General features: G+C 53.5%; 23 protein-coding genes and 1 pseudogene. 3 read left to right on the top strand and 21 right to left on the bottom strand.

Translation table 11 applies throughout. The features are described from left to right. Positions 1-176 precede the first annotated feature (176 nt). The 7 genes from CKW09_RS01695 to CKW09_RS01665 all read right to left on the bottom strand — a co-directional run bounded on the left by CKW09_RS01695 (position 177) and on the right by CKW09_RS01665 (position 7,221). The gene (locus CKW09_RS01695) at positions 177-1,457 is read right to left on the bottom strand and encodes an STY4528 family pathogenicity island replication protein (RefSeq protein ID WP_095095218.1); all 1,281 of its coding nucleotides are present in this window, start codon (positions 1,455-1,457) and stop codon (positions 177-179) included. Between the two features lie 132 nt (positions 1,458-1,589). Then, the gene (locus CKW09_RS01690) at positions 1,590-1,853 is read right to left on the bottom strand and encodes a ParE family toxin-like protein (RefSeq protein WP_041418736.1); all 264 of its coding nucleotides are present in this window, start codon (positions 1,851-1,853) and stop codon (positions 1,590-1,592) included. Further along, entirely contained in the window at positions 1,850-2,479 is a 630-nt protein-coding gene (locus tag CKW09_RS01685) for a DUF2857 domain-containing protein (RefSeq protein ID WP_095095214.1), read from the bottom strand. Before CKW09_RS01685 ends, CKW09_RS01690 begins: the two co-directional genes overlap by 4 nt. Then, entirely contained in the window at positions 2,476-3,201 is a 726-nt protein-coding gene (locus CKW09_RS01680) for a DUF2786 domain-containing protein (RefSeq protein WP_095095208.1), read from the bottom strand. The genes CKW09_RS01685 and CKW09_RS01680 overlap by 4 nt, the downstream gene beginning before the upstream one ends. After that, the gene (locus CKW09_RS01675) at positions 3,201-4,940 is read right to left on the bottom strand and encodes a ParB family protein (protein ID WP_095095205.1); all 1,740 of its coding nucleotides are present in this window, start codon (positions 4,938-4,940) and stop codon (positions 3,201-3,203) included. Before CKW09_RS01675 ends, CKW09_RS01680 begins: the two co-directional genes overlap by 1 nt. Before the next feature lie 2 nt (positions 4,941-4,942). After that, a complete protein-coding gene (gene dnaB-PI / locus CKW09_RS01670) occupies positions 4,943-6,298 on the bottom strand; it encodes an SPI-7-type island replicative DNA helicase (protein ID WP_095095202.1) in 1,356 nt (451 codons plus the stop codon). After that, positions 6,295-7,221 (bottom strand): ParA family protein, encoded by a 927-nt coding sequence (locus CKW09_RS01665; RefSeq protein WP_095095198.1) that lies wholly within the window; start codon positions 7,219-7,221, stop codon positions 6,295-6,297. Before CKW09_RS01665 ends, dnaB-PI begins: the two co-directional genes overlap by 4 nt. A 552-nt stretch (positions 7,222-7,773) precedes the next feature. On the opposite strand from CKW09_RS01665, the gene CKW09_RS01655 reads away from it, so the two are divergent. Further along, positions 7,774-8,577 carry a DUF4225 domain-containing protein gene (locus CKW09_RS01655; protein WP_095095195.1) on the top strand — a complete coding sequence of 268 codons (804 nt, stop codon included), beginning with the start codon at positions 7,774-7,776 and terminating at the stop codon, positions 8,575-8,577. Here the strand turns inward: CKW09_RS01655 and CKW09_RS24400 are convergent. The 5 genes and pseudogenes from CKW09_RS24400 to CKW09_RS01635 all read right to left on the bottom strand — a co-directional run bounded on the left by CKW09_RS24400 (position 8,555) and on the right by CKW09_RS01635 (position 11,597). Further along, entirely contained in the window at positions 8,555-8,869 is a 315-nt protein-coding gene (locus tag CKW09_RS24400) for a hypothetical protein (RefSeq protein WP_129543568.1), read from the bottom strand. The two genes, CKW09_RS01655 and CKW09_RS24400, sit on opposite strands and share 23 nt — an antisense overlap. A 164-nt stretch (positions 8,870-9,033) precedes the next feature. Continuing rightward, positions 9,034-9,250 (bottom strand): annotated as a pseudogene (locus tag CKW09_RS24775) (IS3 family transposase); the annotation flags it as partial. A gap of 28 nt (positions 9,251-9,278) precedes the next feature. After that, positions 9,279-10,430: a M20 peptidase aminoacylase family protein gene (locus CKW09_RS01645; protein ID WP_061799668.1), complete on the bottom strand. Its 1,152-nt coding sequence runs from the start codon at positions 10,428-10,430 to the stop codon at positions 9,279-9,281. 23 nt (positions 10,431-10,453) lie between these two features. Beyond that, entirely contained in the window at positions 10,454-10,921 is a 468-nt protein-coding gene (locus CKW09_RS01640; RefSeq protein ID WP_061799669.1) for a YjiG family protein, read from the bottom strand. Then, the gene (locus CKW09_RS01635; RefSeq protein ID WP_061799670.1) at positions 10,914-11,597 is read right to left on the bottom strand and encodes a nucleoside recognition domain-containing protein; all 684 of its coding nucleotides are present in this window, start codon (positions 11,595-11,597) and stop codon (positions 10,914-10,916) included. Before CKW09_RS01635 ends, CKW09_RS01640 begins: the two co-directional genes overlap by 8 nt. 375 nt (positions 11,598-11,972) lie before the next feature. Between CKW09_RS01635 and CKW09_RS01630 the strand changes: the two genes are divergently transcribed. Next, positions 11,973-12,869: a LysR family transcriptional regulator gene (locus CKW09_RS01630; protein ID WP_095095192.1), complete on the top strand. Its 897-nt coding sequence runs from the start codon at positions 11,973-11,975 to the stop codon at positions 12,867-12,869. Between the two features lie 162 nt (positions 12,870-13,031). On the opposite strand, the gene CKW09_RS01625 is transcribed toward CKW09_RS01630, so the two are convergent. Further along, positions 13,032-14,360: an MFS transporter gene (locus CKW09_RS01625; protein WP_095095189.1), complete on the bottom strand. Its 1,329-nt coding sequence runs from the start codon at positions 14,358-14,360 to the stop codon at positions 13,032-13,034. A 267-nt stretch (positions 14,361-14,627) separates the two neighbouring features. Here CKW09_RS01625 and CKW09_RS01620 point away from each other — a divergent pair, with 267 nt between their 5' ends. Then, positions 14,628-15,545, top strand: a complete 918-nt coding sequence (locus CKW09_RS01620; protein WP_095095186.1) for a LysR family transcriptional regulator — start codon at positions 14,628-14,630, stop codon at positions 15,543-15,545. Between the two features lie 54 nt (positions 15,546-15,599). Here the strand turns inward: CKW09_RS01620 and CKW09_RS01615 are convergent, their stop codons facing one another. The 8 genes from CKW09_RS01615 to CKW09_RS01585 form a co-directional block, all read right to left on the bottom strand. Then, the gene (locus CKW09_RS01615; protein WP_095095183.1) at positions 15,600-15,893 is read right to left on the bottom strand and encodes a hypothetical protein; all 294 of its coding nucleotides are present in this window, start codon (positions 15,891-15,893) and stop codon (positions 15,600-15,602) included. Positions 15,894-16,289: 396 nt separating this feature from the next. Then, positions 16,290-16,931, bottom strand: a complete 642-nt coding sequence (locus tag CKW09_RS24385; RefSeq protein ID WP_145957236.1) for an MrpH family fimbial adhesin — start codon at positions 16,929-16,931, stop codon at positions 16,290-16,292. 275 nt (positions 16,932-17,206) lie between these two features. Beyond that, entirely contained in the window at positions 17,207-17,752 is a 546-nt protein-coding gene (locus CKW09_RS01610) for a helix-turn-helix transcriptional regulator (RefSeq protein WP_095095180.1), read from the bottom strand. Positions 17,753-17,843: 91 nt separating this feature from the next. Next, positions 17,844-18,707 (bottom strand): hypothetical protein, encoded by an 864-nt coding sequence (locus CKW09_RS24380; protein ID WP_145957235.1) that lies wholly within the window; start codon positions 18,705-18,707, stop codon positions 17,844-17,846. A 146-nt stretch (positions 18,708-18,853) separates the two neighbouring features. Continuing rightward, positions 18,854-19,351, bottom strand: a complete 498-nt coding sequence (locus CKW09_RS01600; RefSeq protein ID WP_061799679.1) for a fimbrial protein — start codon at positions 19,349-19,351, stop codon at positions 18,854-18,856. Positions 19,352-19,361: 10 nt separating this feature from the next. Further along, positions 19,362-19,949, bottom strand: coding sequence for a fimbrial protein (locus tag CKW09_RS01595; RefSeq protein WP_083950390.1), 588 nt, complete (start codon positions 19,947-19,949; stop codon positions 19,362-19,364). Beyond that, positions 19,942-20,556, bottom strand: a complete 615-nt coding sequence (locus CKW09_RS01590; RefSeq protein WP_374188961.1) for a fimbrial protein — start codon at positions 20,554-20,556, stop codon at positions 19,942-19,944. The genes CKW09_RS01595 and CKW09_RS01590 overlap by 8 nt, the downstream gene beginning before the upstream one ends. A 48-nt stretch (positions 20,557-20,604) precedes the next feature. Beyond that, complete coding sequence (locus CKW09_RS01585; protein ID WP_061799682.1) at positions 20,605-21,354, bottom strand: fimbria/pilus periplasmic chaperone; 750 nt, start codon at positions 21,352-21,354, stop codon at positions 20,605-20,607. Positions 21,355-21,389 lie beyond the last annotated feature (35 nt).

Raw genomic sequence — 21,389 nt, 5'->3', positions numbered from 1 at the left:
TTGCGCCAGCCTGTCTTGACAACAATCCAAAACTCTTTTTGCACGACGAACAAAAACTCAAAAGAGCAACCTGTTCACTTTTCAACCACTGCTGTCAGTGGCAGCAGTGGTCGTTTTTTAATCACTGCTGCCAGTGGCAGCAGTGGTCTATTTTTGAACAACTTGATTATCTGCACTCATGACTCATTTTTTACCCGCATCATTTGTTGGCGCAATTTGGCCACAACACCGCTTACATGGTCCCGCGACGCTAAGTGTTGGCGGACTGGACCTGTTGGTTTTACTGGCACCGCAGGGCAAGGTATTTGGCGTTGCGGTACAGGCCTGGCTTGTTCTGGGGATTTTGCACTCGCATACAACTCACCGTTCCGGGCGCGCTTGATCACCGCCAGTAGCCAGCCTGTGGGGTTATTCAGGCTGCCTCGGGCCATCGTCTGCGCCAGGCTCTCCAGTACCTGCCGGGCGTAGGGTTCGGGTAACGCTTGAAGCTGAGCCACGATCTGTCGTTGGTCATCCGCAGCCATGCTGTTCTGCAGTTCGGTCGGCAACTCAGGTACATACGTTGTTTTATTCACACTCTGTGTGAAAGAACGTACGTTACAGTTCGGTTTCGTTGATTCACCGTAAGTGACTGATTTCAGCATGAGTTCGGAAAGCGAACTCCGTGGTTTGCCCCCCTGCTTTACACTGAGTTCGGTATCCGAACCGGGCGTATATTTACTGAGTTCGGTATCCGAACCCGGGGATTTTTTACTGAGTTCGACGTCCGAACTGGGGGTGTTTTCTTGTCGATGAGACACTCTGGCGGCCATCTGTTGCGGGGTTTGTGGTGAGCCCAGTCGTTCAGCAATTGCCGCCATCTGGGAATGCTGATGACGCATTGTCGGGTCATTTTGAATATCGGACAGTACTGACCAGGCCGTCTGGCTGATGGTGCGGTTTTTATGCGCACAGCCCATGGCGACCGTATCCAACCAGGTCGGATCCAACGTCTCCGCATCACGGGCCGAGAGCGGCTCATCGTGTTGGGCATAGATATTGCCCTTCACCCGGCCCTTGTCGTCACGCACACGCCGGCACAAGCTGAGCCAACCGGTCAGGCGTAACATCAATAGCACGCGGCTGACGGTCTCGCGTGATGCCTTACCGTTAAACGGCGAGGCAAGTTGCAGCTGCAGTTCGTCATAGGTCGGAAACACGGCGCCCTGGTTCTGTTGTGCGTACAGACGGATCATTATCCACGCGGTTTTATCCAGCGGTGACAAACGGGTGTCCAGGAGCAACCGGCGGGGGATGGAATCATGCACATTGCCCATAAACAGCAGACCACTGCGCAGATTCGTGACATCGGGAGTCCCCGCCTGCTTTTCGGCCCCTATTCGTTCCGCCAGACGGGCATTCATTTGTTCGAGCGTAAAGGTGATCAGGCTGTCATCAGGTGTTTTATTTATGCTCATCGATTTTGCGCATCCTTTTACGCTGCCCCGCCCACAGGGCGAAGACATCAAGCGATTGTCATGCAGACGTTGCTGCATTCGGCCTAACGGCACTCAGGCCTGTACCCGACATCAGGTACAGGGTGAATGTCATCACTTCCACAGTTCGTTGTTATAGCGTTCATGGGTCAACAACTCCCAGTCATCACCACTGTTTCGGCTGAGCAATCGCCAGCTGGTACCGATATCAATCTTCATCCAGGCACGCCCTGGGGCGTGCTTGCCTTTAACATGCAGGTGCTTGTAGTTACGTTCCCCGCGGCGGAAGCGCCTGACCTGCTCCTTCGCCTTTTTCTGACAGGACGGCGGCGCCGAACGGGGAACCTGCAAACCCGGCATTAATATCACCGGCTTCATGCCAGCCTCCTTGCATTTCCTCCCGGCGTACTGCGAGGCGTACGCACGGCCTGAATGGCTTTTCTGGCGGTAGCGGTCTGAGGGGCATCGAAGCTGCGAACGGCGTGCCAGACAGCCGTCAGAGAAACATCCATCTGCTCGGCGGCCAGCATCATGACGTCCAGGCCATCAGCACTGGAGGCATCATCGACGTCCGCTTTTTGCCACTGACGCCACAATGCCGCGTTCTCGTCGTCGCTGAGCGCAGCACAACGCCCCTGACGAATGTTGATACCGGTCATACGCCGGCGGGCGGCAACTTCAACGGTGGAGAGACCGAAATAATGCTGCATCATCTCGATAGAGCCCCCCAACGCCAAAGCCCGGTCAATCCGCTGCATACGCTGCTGTTCACGGCGTGCGTGTTGCAACATCAAGGAGAAATTCTCGTGATGGATTTGAAACGTCAGCACCGATACCGAGCTGTTCATCAGGTAATGCAGATCTTCAATGGTCACACCGTGCAACAGCTGCATCTCTTCCGTGGTCAGCCCCAGGGACTCACAACGGCGGATATAACCTGATTTCAACTCCATCACCAACTGTGTGAGCAGGCTGTTCGTTGCCTGCGATAAGCTGTTACTCATTGTTTACTTCCCCCAATCCTGTGCGCGATAGCCGCTGGCCCGTCCCCCTGAACACCTTGATGCAATCGGGCATTCTTACCGGCCTCATATCCCCGTAAACGGGCAATACCATCACCCCGACAAGCTTTCGGCGCGCGGGTCTGCAACTCACCCATCTTTTGGCTTTCCAGCCAGGACCCCATCAGTTCACCTTCCTGATCAGAAACCGTAAACGTCGTGATAACTCGCCGGACACCGACAACCCAGCCGGCACGAAACTGCTCTGCCCGTGCACGGCGCGTACTCATTTTCAGGCGCTTATTCTGGGTTTTCAGGTAGTCTGCAGTCGCATCTTTCAACTGCCGGCTCAGCACATCGAACGCATAAGCCGCAACGGCTGGCCGTTCACTGAAGCCGTAGAACGTCACGTTGCGACGCTGGCCAGAAGGGGTATCCCGCCATGAAAAATACAAACGGCATCCAAAGGTGCGGGCAATTGCCCACGCCAATCCAGACATCCACTCGGGCAGTTTTTGTTTCGCTTCGGAAGGAGCACCCTGGCTCGGTGCCGTCTGAATAGAAGAAAGGCTGGCTTCCAGCTCGCTGATGCCGTATTTCTGCATCAGTTTTTGCGCCCGGCCTAACGCCAGCCCTGCCTCATGCGCGTTGCTGTTGCTGCGGGCCAGCTCGAGGAGTTTGCGCACCAGTTTCACCAGGCGCGCCTGTCGTTGTGAATGGCTCATCAGGCTGTCTCCTCTGTTGCAGGCAAGTCACGCTGCAGTTCACGCAGACGACGCAAAACGCGAATAAGGCGCATCAATTTCACGGCATGAATGTCGTCAAGCAAAGGCCAGTCAGCAGCATTTTCCGACCCGATGAGGGCTTCATTGAGCGAGCAGGATGAGGCACTGTCGGGGTGGTTGCCGGCAAGGGTAAGGAGTAACGCGGTAAAGCGAGATGGGCGCCCGGCAGTCAATGCGTAGCCGGCAGCCTGTAAGTCGGCTTTATCGGCTTTGATTTCAGCCTCGCAGCCCGCCACTTCGGCCAGTTCAAATGCCAACCGGAAGGTGACCACCTGCAGGTGCTCGATATCATCCTGCAGGGCAGAAATGGCCCAAATGGAGGAGACCGGTTCAAGTCCTACCTCTGCAAAAGGTAGCTCTGCAGCAGGGGTTACACCTTGCTGTGGCTGTGTATCGGTATTGCTGTGAGAGATGGTCGACTCATGAGTGCCGGGCAAGTGGCTTTCATTGAAGGTGGTATTCTCACCGTCTAAAACCGTTTCAACGTCACCTGATAATACTGAGGGGGCACCGTATAAATCAGGTTGCGTTTCAACACGGGGTTCAGTTTTAGTTGTAGGCGTTTCCTCGTTCTGAGTCTCCTGTGATCCCTCTTCAGAATCCCCCGTTGACTCATGTAACGCGCTGTCCAGCACCAAAGAAGAGCCACCGCCGCGCACTTCAGGTTCCGTTTGCCCACCGGTATCTTCCTGCTGCTGTGCTGGCGGCAACTCGACAGTATTGCCCTTGCCTGACAACTCAGGCGTTAACGTCGGCTCACCGAGGTGCTTGCGCCGGTTTTGTTCTTTGGGATCCAGCTCCAGTAACCAGCGGTCATAATTGAGCAACGGGTGCGGTAATGCGTTGATGAGGGCTCCAATCAACTCATCACGGAACATAGCCAGCGAATAGTCCTCAGGTGAATCAAAACGGCCGCATACATCACCAAAAACGGTGTCAAATGGCTGGTTCGGTTCTTGGGTAATGCAGTGCTTCTGCCACGTGGCTTCAGCGTGAGAGCGCATAGCCAGTAATTGAAGAATTTGCGGACGCCCCAGCCCAGTCTCCAATAAATGAGGCATGTAGGGATACAGGTACTGCACTGCATCCTCCATCCGACTGATACTGGAATTATGGACGGGGTAACCTTGTGCGGTTAGGAGTGTTGAAAGCTCACGTAAAGAGACAGGCTTACCCAACTGCGCTTCATATAATTCCCGAGCCTGTCGAATGCCAAAAGCTTTTTCAATGAAGCTCAGGTCACCACGTACCTCATTCTCGGCAAGGTGACCAATCACGCAGGATAATCGTCCCGGCCAGGGTTTGAACACACAAGAGAAACGATAAAATCGTTCTTCACCTGTTTCCTGCCAGAGCTCGGAAAGAATGGTATAACGCGTATTCCCCCCATCACTGAAGAAGTACCCCAGCTCCGGACGTTCCGGATCACGAGTCACCTTCGGCACCGTATCCAGACCCCGGGCTCGGATTGACGACTTTATTTCCTCATATCTCGGGTTACGCGAGGTTCGTGGGTTATCCGGGTTAGGGTTGACCTCATCCAGTGTCAGCACCAATGGCATTTCACTAACGGGGGTCTCCGCCACCACGGAGGCTAAAGGTTGTGTACCTGCTGCAGTCTTGCCCTGCTGGAGCAAAGCACTGTTCAGATCGAGGATCTTGGTTTTAGGACGTGCCATACTTACGCCCTCCCCGAGTATTGGTCATACTGACCGTCGTGGAAGTCACTGAACGCGGTGAATTGCCCTTCAAACTTGACGCGAACGGTACCCGTTGCCCCCTGCCGTTGTTTACCAATGATTATTTCTGCCGTACCGGCATCATCAGAATCCGCGTAATACACCTCATCACGATAGATGAACGCGATCACATCAGCATCCTGCTCCAATGCACCGGAGTCACGCAAATCACCATTGAACGGGCGTTTGTCAGCACGACTTTCCAACTGACGGTTCAGCTGAGACAGCGCTACGACGGGACAGTCGAGTTCTTTGGCCAACGCTTTCAGACTGCGGGAAATTTCCGCAATTTCCTGGGTGCGGTTCTCCTGCCCTGGGCAACGCATCAACTGCAGGTAATCGACCATGATTAAACCCGGCTTACCGTACAATCGGGTGTAGCGCCGCGCCCTGGACCGCAACAGTGCGGGGGTCAAAAATGACTCATCGTCAATAATCAGGCGGTTTTCCAATGGCAACAACCGATCCATCGCTTTAGAAATACGGGCCCAGTCTTCATCATCCAACTGGCCACTGCGCAGACGTGAAAGTTCAACCCGCCCATCTACAGCAATGAGGCGTTGAAGCAGCTGTTCGCGCGGCATTTCCAGGCTGAAGAAAAATGCAGGTTTTTCCGTGCCACGAAGCGCGCCGGTGTAAGCGCTCAATGCAAAGGCGGTTTTCCCCATCGACGGCCGTGCAGCAAGCAAAACCAAATCGCCGGGCTGCAGACCACACGTCATCACATCAAGCTCTGAGAAACCGGTCGGGGTACCGGTGATACCATTGCCGCCGTTCACCGTCTCCAGATAGGTCACCACAGCATTCAACCCATCCGTCAGGCTGACATTCTGCTGTGACTGGGTTTGCTCGGAGAGCTGGAACAATTGCTGTTCTGCCCGTTCGGTCAAAGCAGCAGATTCTGCACGGGGATTGGCCGCATCAGCGCTCAATTCACGCCCGAGTTGTAACAGGCTGCGCAGTCGACTGCGTTCAGCGACAATCTCGGCATAGGCGACAATATTGGCGGCGCTCGGCGTGTTTTTAGACAACTCCGCCAGATAGGCAAAACCACCTACCTGCTCGAGTGCACCCTTTTGTTCCAGTGATTCATGGAGCGTTATCAAATCAATCGGCTGCTGGACAGCCATCAGGCGAGCCATAGCCTGGAAAATTCGGCGATGTGCCGCCAGATGAAAATCACGCTCGCCAACCAATGGGAGAACGTCATCCCACCGCTCGTTATCCAACATCAAGCCGCCGAGAACGGCCTGCTCAGCATCGGAGGAATAAGGGATATTGGCTGTGGTCTGGTTCATGGCTGCACCTCCGACTTTCCGGCCAGTAGTGCATCAAAGTCTGATTTCCATAGAGGGAACAGCTCACAAGCCAACCTATGCATGGTGTCAGCGGCTGCCGGTGTAGATGTGCGAACTGTGGTTTTTTCGAGACGGTGAACGGGTTGACCAGAAGCATGCCCCATTTTGTAAATTTCAAGCTTGGGGATGATTGTGTCGAGGAGGGAGACATCGAAGGCATCTGCACGCAGATATTGGCCGTTTGCGATAATGCCGCGCAAACTTTCCAGAGTCTGCCAATCCAGATTGGTGTACTCCATGCAGTTGGTCAGGATACGGATACGGGGTAACGCGATGCCGTAGCAGGTCAGCGGCAATAATCCTTCCATCAACCCCAATGTGCCACGCAGAAACTCACGGGTGTCCGGCAGTATAGGCTTGATAACCCCAACAGCGAATTGCGTGCTGGCAACCAGAATCAGCTCGAGCATCACAGACGCCGCACCTTTGGAGTCAATAATGATGACGTCGTACTCGTTGAACAAAGGGTGCTGCAGAACATTCCGCAGGCGCATGCGGCCATCAGGGGCATGCAGCATGGCGGAAGATAAACGGTCATGGGGATCGTTGGAAACAATGACATCAAGATTAGGGATAACAGAACGGGAGATGATTTGTTCGGGATGGCTGAGGTCAACTGTCTTCATCAACAGTTCATACAAACCGTTGGGTGCTTCATATTCCAGGGAGAAAATGCTGCTCGCGGTAGGTTGGGAGTGGTCGCCGTCGATAAGGAGGGCCTTTTTACCTGCATCGGCAAGGAAGCCGGCAAGGTTGGCGCTTTGAGTGGATTTACCTTCTCCGCCTTTGGTTGAAACCATAGGCACGATTTGCGGCTTAGTACTGTTAGAAACAACAGTGTCTTTTGTGACGATATTTTCCATGTGTACACTCGAATAAAGTATTCGATGAGTACAAATTCGATGCAGAAACTAATTTCACACTGCGATAATTCAACTTGCTAGCGAAGAGAGGATTGAAAATCCCCGTGTCCTTGGTTCGATTCCGAGTCCGGGCACCATATTTAGAAGAACCCGCCCATGGCGGGTTTTTTGCTTTCTGGGCCGCGGACTCTCCATCGAACTTCGTTCGATTATTCGGCCTGAAGGCCTCCCCCTGCGGGCCAAGGCTGCAGCATTGTTCAATCCGGCGCAAATTCCGACCATCATTTCTCTGATGTTGTTCGGTACCGCAGGCCTCGCCAGTGGCTGATACTCCGGCAGAGTTAAACGGAGCCTGTATAAAGACGAAGATCTCTAGTTTTGGTTTGCACTGAATTTGGACCAAGGTCAGGAGATCAGAAGCAACGCGGAAGCGTTATTGGCTCGTAGAAACTTTCGCTACGCCGGACCTGCGCCGCAAGAACATATGCAAACGAACACACCTTGTTATATGCTTTTGGCCGACGCTATCACAAATCGTTAATAAGGATATAAATGGATATTTCACTCCTTACAGGACAACGGACTAACGCTTGGTCGGCGACCATGATTAATCTGGAAGCTCGAAAACTCATTAATACCGCGAACATGGTGGCGGCTAATCACCTCCAGGATGGGCTCACCAGAATTCAGTTTATGGAAGACATTAAGTCTTTCATCACTCAGCAATTTTCTCTTGCCCGCAAAGCGAAGTCCGACGAAGAAGGTATTTCCTATTTAAAAAATCTAAGGGCAGAGAACGAAAGCCTCCTTGAACAGGCTCGCTTACTCAAGACGAAAGCAGCACAGCTTTATGCCAAGGTTGAGTTCATCAAAGAAGACAACAACGTTGTTGGCTATGTAATCTCAGCAGTACAGGTTGTTTTAGCTGGCCTGCAGGCTGCAGGTGGGTTGATCCTTGTGAGTTCCATGACACCTGTAGGCGTCTTGTTAGGCGCTACACTCGTGGTCGACGCAGCTAATACCGTATCCAGAGAAGTGAATCACCAATTGTTGAACAAAACTGACTCGCAGGGATTTGTTGCGGACACAGCGATGTCTGTAGCGGAATTTATGGGGTTTCGTGGAGATAGTGGCCTGGCAGCCTATAAAACGGTAAGTCTTGCTGCGAATGCGTACAGTGTTTTTGGTTTACTTCGAAAACCTGGTGCCTGGCGTTTGTTCTATTTTGTGCGCTCGGATTTTTACAGAAAAATGGACTCAATGAGCCGACCAAAACTTACCATGAAAGTCATCGGATACGGTATAAACGCAAAAATCGTTTTTGACTTGCTGACTATCGATAATAACCCCTCTTAAAACGCCAGGCTTTGTAAGCCAGTTTGAGTGGGGTCATCCAGCAGAAGATACCAAAGATAAACAGTACTGAAACACCCGATGAGATAATATTTTCTGGGGAAGCGAAGCATACCGCCAGAATGAACAAAGCCATAAGTATGGCTGAGAGAATACCAATCCCTTTGAAACGATTTGCAAGCGCAGGGAGCAAAATATCAAGTGTAGAACCTTGAGAGTCCATATAGTACCTGAGTTTTTGCAACTCTTCTTTTGTGAAACCAGACCTAAGCAATGCTTCTTCAGTTATCGTCACGCAATACCCCCTCCCTGTCAGCAAAGCCAGTATACCGTGATCTTAGTAAAAAAAAACCGGCCTACTGGCCGGTGGTTTATGTTGTAATCCCTAACAAGCCTAATTGCCTCCAAATCTCTCGCACAAATCGCCCAGGTGGAGCTGTAAGCTCACCCGATTTAGTTCTACGCACTTTTTGAGGTTTCCGGTTTTTCTGTCATCAGCCGGTACTCTTCCGGTGTCAGGCTATTCAGGGATTCATGAGGCCGCTCGCTGTTGCATTCCGTCAGCCAGCGCTCTGTGATTTCCCGGTTTGATAAATTCCAGCATCACGCCATGCTCTTCGGCCCACTGCGCCAGCGAGACCAGTTCCGGGCCGTTGTCCATCCGCAGTTTCAGCGGATAAGCGTTTGCCTCATCCGGCAACAAATCACTGCTTATTTTTCAGATCGTGGACCGAAGGCGCAGCGTCGCCGGATCGGCCCAGCACATCCTGAACACAGGCTTTAAACACTTTAACGCCGAGCGCCAGTGCGTCGCGATCAAAGTGCATTTCCGGGTGATGCAGCCCTGGCGTCAGGTTGGCTCCCAGCCCCCAAAAACCGCCCTTAACCTGCGGGCGCAAACGCAGGTAGTGGAAGAAATCTTCACTGCCCGGTGTCGATTTTGGCGCGGTCAGCCCGGCGTCTCCGAACACGCTGCGAATAGCGCGGGAGACAACTTCGGTTGCCTCGTCATCAATGATCGCTGCCGGCATCTCTTTCAGAATACGTATTTCAGCCCGTGCGCCGTAGGCTGCTGCACTACTCTCGATAGCGCGCAACACCTGCGGTTTTAACGCATCCATGGCTTCGTTTTCAGCCGCACGCAAATCCCAGCACACCAGCGCTTTGTCCGGAATAGAGTTGGTGACCCCGGCGTCGCAGAGAAAACGCGTGGCTTTCGCGCTCCAGGTCAGCGATGGCGCAAGGTGAATACCGTTGACCGCCTGTACCGCATGAGCGGCAGCATCTAGCGCATTCACGCCAAGATGAGGGCGCGCGGCGTGCGCTGCTTTTCCATGGAATATAACTTCAACGGTGGCTGAGGCTGAGTAATACATCGCCGGCACCGCCTGCCCCAGCGGGCACTCTTCCAACGGGCGCAGGTGGAAACCGAGCAGCATATCAACATCCTCCAGTACGCCGCCCTCGGTCAGGGCGATTGCACCGGTGCCCAGCTCCTCGGCCGGCTGGAAGATAAACTTCAGTTTGCCCTTTTTCACCAGGCCCTCCGCTATCACTTCCTGGGCGGTGGTCAGCACCACAGAGGAGTGACCATCGTGGCCGCAGGTATGGCGCGCCACATGCTCGCCATCAATAATATGTCCGAGCGCATCCATATCGGCACGCAGCGCCAACACTGGCCCCGGTTTGCCGCTATCCAGAACGGCCATGATACCGGTAGTTCCATTAACCTGGCGCGTGACCTGGTAGCCCACGGCCTCCAGTACCCCCGCGATATACGCGGAGGTTTTATACTCTTCGAACCCGAGTTCCGGGATCTGATGCAGGTAATTAAAGTGATCTAGTGTGCGTGACACGTCTTACTCCTTATGTGCTTCATTCAAGCAATAACTCGCATTATCAGCATAGAGATAACCGCGTTGAGAATGCTGACGACCATCAGTAGCGGCCAGTACTTCTTCGGGACATCGGCTACCCCCAAAAGACGGCCCATATACTGTAGCTGCGAACCCATTAAAAAAATGGCTGGCGCGAGGATGGTGATCTGCCCGATATCCAGCGTGCCTTTGCTCAGCAGGCTGATAGCAACGCCAGTGCCTGCCGACGACGAGAGCCAGGCCGTCAGCAACACGGAGATAGCTTCGCCCGGCAGGCCGAACACCCCCATTAACGGCGAAAAAATATGACCGATGGCCTGCATCACGCCGAGTAAATTCAGCATTTCAGCAATCACATATGCCATTAATACATTCGGCATCAGGTTATTGATGGCGATATTAAATCCTTTACGCGCACCAATAACAAAAATATCGAACGGGTTACCAGAGACTTTTGTGGTATTACTCATTGTCGAAATCCCCCCTATACACAGTATTTAATGCCAGGCGAACCATGACGGCGCCAACGAACTTCATAACGAACATCAGCACCAATGGAATAATTATCGGGATGGTCAGCGAAGCGAACATAGCCGAACCGATGGAGAAATAGTTGTTAATTAACCCGGCACCTGAATATTGCCACGCCCCCATAATCACCACGTCTTTACGCGTAATTTTTTCGCTGTCATACAGCTCTTTAGTCAGTGCCGCGCCGGCATCGGTACTTTGCAAATCGGTGATCAACGCCAGCCCGGTGTAACCCGGGATCCCGAGCAGCGGTTTCAGTAGCGGTGTCAGCAACTTATGCGCCGCACGGATCGCTCCGTAGTGGGTGAAAATTTCCAGCAACCCCAGCGCCAGCATCACCGTGGGCACCAGCGACAGCGCAAAAAGAAAACCGGCTTTCGCGCTGATGCCGCCGCTGCCGATAAAGGTGTTGGTTTCCGGTGACTTCATGGTGCCGAACGCGCCGCCCAGCGTAGTGAAGTCGAACGCCCCCAGCCACGCCATACCCTCGACTTTGAAAAAGAAGCCGGAGAAAACCAGCAGGACAATAACCAGGGAGAGCCAGGCGCCAGGCCCGACTTTCCACTCATCAGCAGGCTCTTTTTCGGGCTTCTCCAAGATTTTCGATTCGCTCATAACATCTCTCTTCAAAATAATCAGATGACAATCCCCTGTTACCAAGCAGGATCCGTGCCTGAATAGCCGGTAGATAAAATTAAAACCTTTTGCCGGGATTTTTTACGCGACAACCCCCTCCCATAAAATACAGAGAACAAAAAGAAACATTAACGAAAAATCATTTAAAAAACGCCGAACACACGCTCTAACAAAATGCCCGCTCACCATTGCCGGGCCCCCTTTTGGGGCGAATCGGTTTTTTCAGCAGTGTATTTTCATTCATATCAAGAAGTGAGCGGTTAATTCGATTATCACCATTCAATCATGATGATAAATATCCGATTAATGATGTTATTGTTGCCCTCAGGTCAACGATCGGGGAGGAAGGTAAAAATGTATCAGGACAGACAGGTCGGCTATCTGTATGAAGTGGGCAACCAGGGCGGTATCCGCCGTGCGGCAGATATTCTTGGCGTTAACCCGTCGGTGATTAGCCGACAGATTGCCCAACTGGAGCGGGCACTGCAGTTGCCGCTGCTGGAGCGACGTGGGCGAAATGTGGTACTGACCGAAGCGGGCCGCTTGCTGGCAGAGGACCATTTTACCAGCCGCCAGAGACGTGAGAAGTTGGAAAGCCAGCTCAAAGACCTACGCCATATGCGCGGAGGTACCATATCCGTACGCATCGGCGGCGGGCTTATCAGCGCATTTATCGAAGGGGTGATGCGTGAGTTTGCCCGGTCTTATCCTCAGGTTTTTGTCGACATAGTGGTCGGCAGCATGCAGGAGATGCTCAACGATATTGTCAGCGGCGAAGCCGATATGGCTCTGGCATTCGGACCGATTGGCACGCCGGAACTTAAACGGCACAGCGTTCAGTGGGGGCCAATCTGCGCGGTAGTCTCGCCGCAGCACCCGATTGCCGGGCGCAGTAGCATTACCATTGAAGAGCTGGTCGATTATCAGCTGATTGCGCTGACGGAAAATTTCGGTCTTCAGCGGCACATGAATGCGATGTTCAAAAGTCTGGGCTTGCAATTTCACCCGGCGTATCGCTGTAATCAGTTTTCCACCGCCATGGGGCTGAGTCAGGCAGGGTTGGGGATTTCGTTTATGACTGCCTATGCCGCCGCCGATCCTGTCCGGCAGGGTTCTCTGGTGGCGGTGCCGCTCGATCACCCCATCGCCAGCAGCGCCCAGTGCCATCTGCTGCGCAGCTCTGACCGGCGCTTTACCCCGGCGGCTCATCATATGTGGCGACTGCTGCACAATGCATTTCGCGACAGGTAACGCAGGGTGATATACCGGCTTGAGGGCCAACGCTGAAGCGTTGTTCAACCCGGCGCAAACACTGGTCGTCCGGGTCCGGTCGCCCTATTTAGCACAACCCGCTTAGGGCGGTTTTGTTGCTTTCCGGGGTATGGCATCGCCATAAGCCCCCCCATGGCACTTTCAGGATGCCGCCAGCCGCGGATTGACGAAAAACAGGCAGACGGCCGCCAGCAGCGAAGGCAGTGCGAAAGCCATAAAGTTTTGCTGCAGCGTCAGCTCCCCGTCAATCAACAGGCCGCCAACGAACGGCCCCAGAATGGCGCCAATGCGGCCAATGCCCAGCCCCCATCCCAGGCCCGTTGAGGTCATGGTTCCGGGGTAAAAACGCGCGACATAGGAGCTCATCGCTATTTGCGTACCAATGGTGCTGGCACCCGCAACAATCAGCAGCGAATACAGCATGAGTATCGGCGCCTGAATGCCCAGCAGCAACAGAGTGATGGCCCCCAGCAAAAAATAGCCGATGAGCACGCGCCTGCCGCATAGCCTATCCATCAGCCAGCAGCTGCTCAGCGCGCCGGCGATGGTCCCCAGGTGCAGGGCAAACAGGAACGACAGGCTCGAACCTAATGGGTAACCGGCCTGCAGCATCAGCTTGGGCAGCCAGGAGGTCATGCCGTAAATGACAAACAGCGACATGAAAAAGACCAGCCAGAACATCAGGGTGCTCAGGCCCCGGCGCTGCGCAAACAGGTCCTTCAAGGTTGCCCTTCCCGGCTTTAGACCCGTTGCCGACGGGTTGATAAACTCGGTCCCGGGCTGATGGATATAGTCGGGGGCTATCTTTTCCAGCAGGCACTTTAAACGGTCAACCTGTCTGGTTTTAACCAGAAAGGCGGCAGACTCAGGCAGGTGGATCAGCATCCAGGGCAAGAAAATAAGGGGTAACGCCGCAATATAAAATATAGATTGCCAACCGGCGAGCGGAATTAAATAGATACCGCACAGGGCGGCGAGCATCCCGCCGATAGAATAACCGCTGAACATTAACCCAACCATCAGACTCCGTTTGTTTTTAGGTGAATATTCGCTCGTCAGGGCCGTCACGCTGGGCATTACGCCCCCCAACCCCATGCCGGCGATAAAACGACACCAGCCGAATTGGCCGGCATTAACGCTAAAACCGCAAAGAAAAGTAAACAGGCTGAAGATAATAATGCAAAGACTGATGGTTTTCTTTCTGCCTATTTTGTCTGAGAGCGGGCCTAAAAAAATCGCCCCGAGCATCATGCCAACCAGCGTATAGCTGCCCAGCAGGCCGGCCTGTACGGCGGTGATGCCCCAGTCGGCCATCAGTCTGGGCAACACCACCCCCAGCACAGCGAGGTCGAAACCGTCAAAAACAATAATAAAAGCGCACCAAAACACCGTCAGTCGGTGCGTATTATTCAGCTTTGCATTATCTATTATTGGGTTAATATCCACGAAACATATATCATCCTGAGACATAACGGCTCCTGAGCAGTGCATCCGCGCTCAACCATGAATACATCGCAAATAATAAATAACAGGTTGAACTTATACGTTCCATTTATATATAAAAAGAATAAACATTAACGATGATTTCACTCTGTAGTAAAAGCCAAAAAACGCCTATGATGAGTTGATCAATTCCTGGGTTAATTAGCCCTACCCGTGCATTCGCGACGATATCGCCCACGGCGGCGCTCGTCTAACATTCATTTTGCATCGTATTGATACCTTGAAGGCATAATCGTGGAGCTGCGTCATTTACGCTATTTTATCGCCGTCGCCGAGGAACGGAATTTCAGCCGCGCGGCGGAACGCCTGCATATCAGCCAACCGCCGCTCAGCCGGCAAATTCAGCAGTTGGAAGCCAGCCTGGGGGTGACGCTGTTTGAGCGCGGTTCCCGCCCGCTGGCGCTGACCGAGGCCGGGCGCTTCCTCTATGGGCACGCGCTGCAATTTCTGGCCCACAGCCTCGAATTGAAGACCATGACCCAACGCGTGGGGCTGGTAGAGCGCCCGCTGTCGCTCGGTTTTGTCGCCTCAACGCTCTACGACATTCTGCCGCGGCTGATACGCCGTTTCCGCACCACCCACCCCGAGGTGGGCCTGACGCTGCATGAAATGACCACCCTGGAGCAGATCCGTGCGCTTAAAGAGGGGAAAATCGATGTGGGATTTGGCCGTATTCGCCATGATGACAGCCATATACGCCGCATAATCCTGCGTGAAGAAGCCTTAATGGCGGCTTTAGCGGCCGATCATCCGCTGGCGCGTTCGGTGGGATTAACGCTGCGCGCGCTGCAGGCGGAAACGCTGATCGTTTACCCGCAGGCGCCCCGGCCAAGCTTTGCCGATCAGGTGCTGGCGATATTTCGCGATCGCGCGCTGGTGCCGCGAAGAATTATGGAAGTACGGGAGCTCCAGGTCGCATTGGGGCTGGTCGCCGCAGGCGAAGGCATCGCGTTGGTGCCGCACTGCCTGCACAGCCTGCAACGCCCGGACGTGGTCTACAACGCGCTGGACGAGCAACGTCTGGTTTCCCCGATTATCATGAGCACCCGGATGCTGGATGAGTCGGAAGATATCAGGACGCTGTTGCGGATGATCTACGCCTTATATGACGAACAAGGCATCGCCTATATAAAATCGGGGCCGGTGAATTGAAAAGCCAGCGAACCTAAAAAGCCCGCCGCAGAGGCGGGCTTGCTCACATTAGCCTTACTGACAGATGGCGGCGTATTTCTTCATAAACGGGCTGGCGCAAATCGAGGCGTAAATGTCTTTTTGCAGCTGGCTGGCGGAAGAACCCGGTTTCTGAGCGCCGTTTTGGCCGCCGATGTTCACGCCGGTGCCGTTGTTGCCGTTGGTGCTGCCGTTAATGCCAACGTCGACGGAGCTTCCGCCGCCACCGCCGGTATTGCCATTAATGCCGCCCTCAATCACCAGGCCGGCATAAGACAACTGGGAACACACCAACAGCGCGCAGCCCAACAGCATGGTCTTTTTCTTCATACTCTCTCTCCTTTTACCTTGTTGCATAACCCGGTATGGGTTATTTCCCTGTGGTACAGATGGCGTAAGCGGTGATTGTCAGCTTTACATATTATCGGCTAACGCTTGTCGGAAAAAACTTTCCTTTTGCTTATCGCCTTGAAATGCATACGAAATGAAAACACGCTGGTTAATAACAAAAACAGCGACAGTAAAATAAAAAAATAATCAGACATAATTTTAAACCAGAAAAAAAATAAAAAATAGAAACTCGTGCAGATAAGCAATGGCTCAGCGACCTGTCAGTTAATAAATGCAAAATTAACATTTTCACACTCGAAAAACTCAGCGAGTATTAAAGCACTCGTATATTGATGGGAAACACCTTGCCAAGGCTAACGGCTATATAAAGCATATTCATGCTACTTCCACGATGGCTACCACTGATGCGGAAAATGGTCCGACATGCGAAGTTTTATCATTGCTTAATTCAGCATCAATAAATATTTTTTGTTCGCCGGCAGGCAACTTGATAAAACTTTCCAGTTCTGTCGAACCGGGGGTCGAGTTACGGATTTTCAAACCCGCGTTGAGTTTACCGTCATCGCTTAAAGATATCTTGGTTGAATTGGATAAGAACTTAACGCGTATATTAGAATCGTTCGCGCAGTGAACACGGAATGACCCATTAGCCTGCCGGGTCTTAACGTCATTACTGAAGGTACCAAAATCAATAATTGCATTATCGTCATTAATATCACAACCTGCATTAGTCTCTTTAACTGGACTACAGTCAACATAATATTGAGAAGTAGTTTGCGCCTGAACCCAAGTGACGAGAATACAGGTTCGATAGCGCTGAGAGTACGCAGCAAATTGTGTACTCGGTTTACCGAATGCCCCGCGGTATTTCATTAAAGGGACTAACTCACCGAGGGTTCTCGCACCTGTAAGAGAAACATTGCAATCCGCTGTATGGCACGAACTGGGTGGGTTTTTATCAACCAAAAGATTCGAAGCCATAATGTGTGTAGGGTTCCAGCCGATTACCGCTTGCATAATCAACCGTACGTCACAAGCATACTTTGCCCCATTACACATATTGGGAATATCTAGCAATGGGGACACGTTATACGTAGTTATCGTGAAGCTATAGTAGCCTGAAGCGGGACCATTGTAACGAACATCCGCCTCATGGAATGTAGAATTAGCGCCAAATGAGCATCCTAGCAACATTATTAAACAGAATTTTTTCACATTGTCACCCTCACCGAAATTAATTGTTCCATGTCGTCCATTAAAGCTAACTAACTATATATCAGTAAGATAATCGGCTACTCGGCGGCCTGCCCGTTAATCATCCAATGAATAAAGTCGTGTTTTTTAGAGATGTTCATTTTCTGCATCACCGAACGTTTATGGCTATGAACCGTCTTCACGCTGACCCCCAGCACCCTGGCGGTTTGCGATTGACCGAACCCACGCCGCAGGTAGCTCACCACCTGCTGTTCACGCTGCGTTAACCGGCGAAGCGTGCTGGCGCGCGCGTACTGCGCATGGGCGAAGATTTTCTCCAGCAGTAAAAACAGCTCGCTTTGCCGGGCCGTTCTGCGCAATATTCGCCGGGTATCCCTGGAGACGGCGCTTCTTCTCTCCTCAATGGCCACGTTCTGCGCCACTGCGCCGGCGTGCCATGGCGTGCAACCCCGCTGCGCGCAACGGGTGGATGAGGCGAACAGCACGTCCGGACATTCTTCGCTGTCCGGCGTTAAAAAACAAACCGCCTTATTATTGGCCCGCGCATATTCTGCAATACTCAGCCGCAGGCCCGTGGCGAAATAGCGATTGTCGTCATCAATAATAATATTAACGGTTTTCATTTTTAACCTCCCGAAAATTAAATAACGGCATTGCAATGGTTACGACAATTTTATCAATATCAGACTGTGCCATTATCCGGAAAAATGTCGTTTACACTATGTCGACAATCGCCACCACAGAGGCGGAAAACGGACCGGCATGTGAAGAGTTGTCATTTTTCAATTCGCCGTCGATAAACACATCTACGCCACCGCCAGGCACTTTGATCAGGCTCTCCATGCTACTATTCCCAGGCGTGCTGTCGCGAATTTTCAGGCTAACGCTTAATTTTTTATCCTCGCTTAAAGCGATATTATCGACATTGCTGCTAAACTTAATGCGCATAAAGGCATCGTTTGAGCAGTCAATACGGAATGAACCGTTGGCCCGCCGCGTTTTCTCATCGTTACCGAAAGTGCCGAAATCCACAATGGCGTTGCTGTCAGTGATATTGCACGTCGTTTTAAGTGGTTGGGCGGGGCCACAGTCATACGCTTGAAACGCAGATATTACCCCATTCTTAATTTTCTGATGAACTATACAAGTCTGGTATCCCACTATAGCAGGGCTATAGTATATAGCGCTGCTAGACGTTTTCCCAAACCCACCGAATAACTGCATGGCAGGTACTAACTCACCTATGGTGTCACCAGGACGAGCGCCCGTAATTTTAGTATCTAGTAGCGATCCAGAATAAATTGTAGAATGCCTACCCCCGCTGGCATTTAAAGTGTAAACGATTATGGCTGTCTGACAGGTATAATAGGGTTGACCGGGACTGCCGTTGCCGTTGCTAGCGCAGTAGTTTTTAAATGGTGCTAATGGTGAAATACTTATCGGGGTTATGTCATACTGAGCATAACCTCCCGGCGCTGCATTGTTGGTATTAAAATTAAAGCTGACATCATGGTAGGCGCCATTTCCCCATGTGTAGCTGCTAAACAGCAAAGCGAATAAACAGTAGAACTTTTTCATTCTGGCACCATTTTTAATATGTTTATAAAAGCCAACGTCAGGTATTTGTTATTTATGCGAATTATGCTTTTTTTGGCTTTCGCGCATAGGCTAAAGCCAACTTGAAATTAAGCTGCCGAGGACCAGCCCCAGCAGCAAAGAACCCATCACTCATACATGGCGGTCATGGTGGCCGAACCGCTGAAATCGCCTGCTGCCAGGAACGCCCCCGGGCGGCCGATCGGCACGGCGTACAGCTTGGTCGGGTTGGCCTCGTCGGTCGACAGCTTGGTCTTGCTGACGTAGGTGGTATCCCCCGCGCCCTGAACGATGCGCAGCCCCAGGTTGGGAATGGTGGTCTGCAGCGGGTTGTAATCCCCCCAGGATACCGGGGTGAAATCCAGCATCACCTTCAACTGGCCGCTGTTCGGCGAACCGCCGGAGCAGGAGACGGTATAAGGAATTTCCATTTTCTTGTAGCTGACGCCGTCGATCTTCTTGACCGCGACATCGGCAAAATTAACCGCGATATCTTTACCCGCGTTCAGCACGCAGTCTGGCTGCTCCACCAGCCTGCCGCTAAATTTCACCTCTACCGCCTGCGCAACGCCGCCGGCCAGTAACCCCATGCAGGCCAAGGCGGCCAACCCCGGAAAGTGTTTCATGTTCATCTCCTTATTGAACCTCTACTAGTAATGTGGCGGAACCGGAAAAGTCCCCCCCTCGCAAAGTGGCGCCGCTGCGTTTGATCGGTACGGCATGCAGTTCCGGCAAAATGGGATAGTAAAAATTCAGCCATTCATTCAGCTTCAGCTGCTGGGTATTTTGGAACAGCAGCTTGATCGCCAAATCGTTGTTGTCGGTGCGCAGCAGGCCGTCGCCAAAATCCGGGCCGTTGCCCTGCAGTTTCACCTTCATAAACCCATTGACGCCGGAGGTATCGCCATTGCAGACCACCTGATAGGGGATCTTGCGTTTGCCGTAGTTGACGCCGTCGATATCCGCGATATTCAGTTCGCCGAACGACACCTCTATGTCCTTGCCGCCGTTGATTTCACATTTTGGCTGCGCTATCACCACGCCTTTTACCGTGATATCCACCGTGGCGGCCCGGGCCGGCTGGCCGATGAACAACACCGCCAGCAGGGTTAACGCCGAGGCGGCGGCGGCGGTCGCCGCCAGCGTGCAGCCCAGGCGCAGATATTCAGCGCCGGTTTGCAGCCTGCGTCGCCATAGGTAGCCCATTGCCTTCACCTCAGTCATAGTTCATCCGAAAATCAATCGCGGCACGGTAGGCCCCCGCCACCAACGGCGCGCGGGTGCGCTCCGCCATCACGTAAAACCGCAGGCCGTTATCGCCCAGCGCCAGCAGCTGCGGCCGGCTGCGGCTGCCCAGCCGCACGTCTTGCTTATCGGCATCCAGCAGGCGCAGCCCCAGGCCGCTGGCGCCCTGTACCCGCACCAGCTGCGGGTTATCCGCATCGGCCGGGGCGGTGAAGCTCACCGTCACCGCCGGCTGGTAGGCATCCCACAGCCGATAACCCAGGCGCGGATCCCTGATGGCGGCTCCCATGCGCATGCAGTCGCGCAGCCGCAGCTGGAAGGCCACCGGTTCCGTACGGCTGCCGGGCGTGGCCAGGCTGCCGGTGGTGGCGTCGCCCAGCCAGATATCCTGGCGGGCCGAAGACATTTCCAGCCGGCAGGCGCCTTCGGTCAGGGCGCCATGCACCAACAGCATGCCGTTATTGCCTTGCTCCGCCTGCACCTCGGGGTTCATCATCAGGGCCAGCGTCAGCAGCGCCATCTGGCCTGCTCGCCCCGTTACCCCTCCTTTCCTGTGGCTGCCGTAGCCCGTGCCGTTCCTTTTCATTATTTTCCCCTGCCGCTTCAACTGATGGAGCGCCGTTGCCGGCTCCGGTTACCCTTGCTTCTCTGGCACCGCCTGGCATTCGCCGGCGCCGCACTTGAAGGCCAGATCCGGGCGGCCGCCGTAGTCGTTGACGTAGGTCAGCACCGGTGCGTTGCCCAGGCCGGAAGCGCCCAACGCCACGCTGCCCTTCGGCGGCACCATCAGCGGCTCAAAGCCGGCGGCGGTTTTGCCGCTCTTGCTGCTGCGGGCATCGACCAGCGTGATGTAATACGGGGTCGGGTTATTGACCTTAAAGCCGTCGCCCTGGCGGGTTAGCGTGAGTTGCTCCTGCCACGGGGCGAACGCGCTGCTTTTGCTCGGCACGATCGCCGCCGGGCGATAGAACAGCTTGATGCGCGTTTGCAGGGCGATCTGCAGCGTGTTGGCCTTGTCGCTCTTTGGCGGGATCTCGCGCAGGTTGAAATAGAACAGGCTCTCGCGGTCCTGCGGCAGCGCCTTAACGCCCGGCAGCGCCTGCACCTTGACCTGGCTCTGCGCGCCCGGCTCCACCCGTTGCACCGGCGGCAGCACGATCAGCGGGCTGGTGATCTTGTCGCCCTGCTCGTTTTCCAGCCAGCCCTGCGCCAGATAAGGCAGCTGGGTATTTTTATTGCTGATGGTCATGCTGACCGCGCTATCGCCGCCGTTTAAAATCACCCGGGTGCGGTCCAGCGCGATGGCGGCCTGCGCCTGGCCGCTCAGCAGGGTGGTGGTCAGCAGGCCGGCTACCGACAGCGTGTTTACAGTGTTGTTTCGCATAAAAAGGTTCCATTTGGTCAAGGTTGCACTTACTG

The sequence above is a fragment of the Serratia ficaria genome (assembly GCF_900187015.1).
Taxonomy (GTDB): Bacteria; Pseudomonadota; Gammaproteobacteria; order Enterobacterales; family Enterobacteriaceae; genus Serratia; species Serratia ficaria.
This window is presented reverse-complemented; position numbering and strand designations above follow the sequence as displayed.

Bases quoted from the DNA above. Each gene is read 5' to 3' on its own strand.
- CKW09_RS01695 (WP_095095218.1), bottom strand. From the start codon at position 1,457: ATGAGCATAAATAAAACACCTGATGACAGCCTGATCACCTTTACGCTC.
- CKW09_RS01690 (WP_041418736.1), bottom strand. From the start codon at position 1,853: ATGAAGCCGGTGATATTAATGCCGGGTTTGCAGGTTCCCCGTTCGGCG.
- CKW09_RS01685 (WP_095095214.1), bottom strand. From the start codon at position 2,479: ATGAGTAACAGCTTATCGCAGGCAACGAACAGCCTGCTCACACAGTTG.
- CKW09_RS01680 (WP_095095208.1), bottom strand. From the start codon at position 3,201: ATGAGCCATTCACAACGACAGGCGCGCCTGGTGAAACTGGTGCGCAAA.
- CKW09_RS01675 (WP_095095205.1), bottom strand. From the start codon at position 4,940: ATGGCACGTCCTAAAACCAAGATCCTCGATCTGAACAGTGCTTTGCTC.
- dnaB-PI (WP_095095202.1), bottom strand. From the start codon at position 6,298: ATGAACCAGACCACAGCCAATATCCCTTATTCCTCCGATGCTGAGCAG.
- CKW09_RS01665 (WP_095095198.1), bottom strand. From the start codon at position 7,221: ATGGAAAATATCGTCACAAAAGACACTGTTGTTTCTAACAGTACTAAG.
- CKW09_RS01655 (WP_095095195.1), top strand. From the start codon at position 7,774: ATGGATATTTCACTCCTTACAGGACAACGGACTAACGCTTGGTCGGCG.
- CKW09_RS01640 (WP_061799669.1), bottom strand. From the start codon at position 10,921: ATGAGTAATACCACAAAAGTCTCTGGTAACCCGTTCGATATTTTTGTT.
- CKW09_RS01635 (WP_061799670.1), bottom strand. From the start codon at position 11,597: ATGAGCGAATCGAAAATCTTGGAGAAGCCCGAAAAAGAGCCTGCTGAT.
- CKW09_RS01630 (WP_095095192.1), top strand. From the start codon at position 11,973: ATGTATCAGGACAGACAGGTCGGCTATCTGTATGAAGTGGGCAACCAG.
- CKW09_RS01625 (WP_095095189.1), bottom strand. From the start codon at position 14,360: ATGTCTCAGGATGATATATGTTTCGTGGATATTAACCCAATAATAGAT.
- CKW09_RS01615 (WP_095095183.1), bottom strand. From the start codon at position 15,893: ATGAAGAAAAAGACCATGCTGTTGGGCTGCGCGCTGTTGGTGTGTTCC.
- CKW09_RS24385 (WP_145957236.1), bottom strand. From the start codon at position 16,931: ATGCAAGCGGTAATCGGCTGGAACCCTACACACATTATGGCTTCGAAT.
- CKW09_RS01610 (WP_095095180.1), bottom strand. From the start codon at position 17,752: ATGAAAACCGTTAATATTATTATTGATGACGACAATCGCTATTTCGCC.
- CKW09_RS24380 (WP_145957235.1), bottom strand. From the start codon at position 18,707: ATGAAAAAGTTCTACTGTTTATTCGCTTTGCTGTTTAGCAGCTACACA.
- CKW09_RS01600 (WP_061799679.1), bottom strand. From the start codon at position 19,351: ATGAAACACTTTCCGGGGTTGGCCGCCTTGGCCTGCATGGGGTTACTG.
- CKW09_RS01595 (WP_083950390.1), bottom strand. From the start codon at position 19,949: ATGACTGAGGTGAAGGCAATGGGCTACCTATGGCGACGCAGGCTGCAA.
- CKW09_RS01590 (WP_374188961.1), bottom strand. From the start codon at position 20,556: ATGAAAAGGAACGGCACGGGCTACGGCAGCCACAGGAAAGGAGGGGTA.
- CKW09_RS01585 (WP_061799682.1), bottom strand. From the start codon at position 21,354: ATGCGAAACAACACTGTAAACACGCTGTCGGTAGCCGGCCTGCTGACC.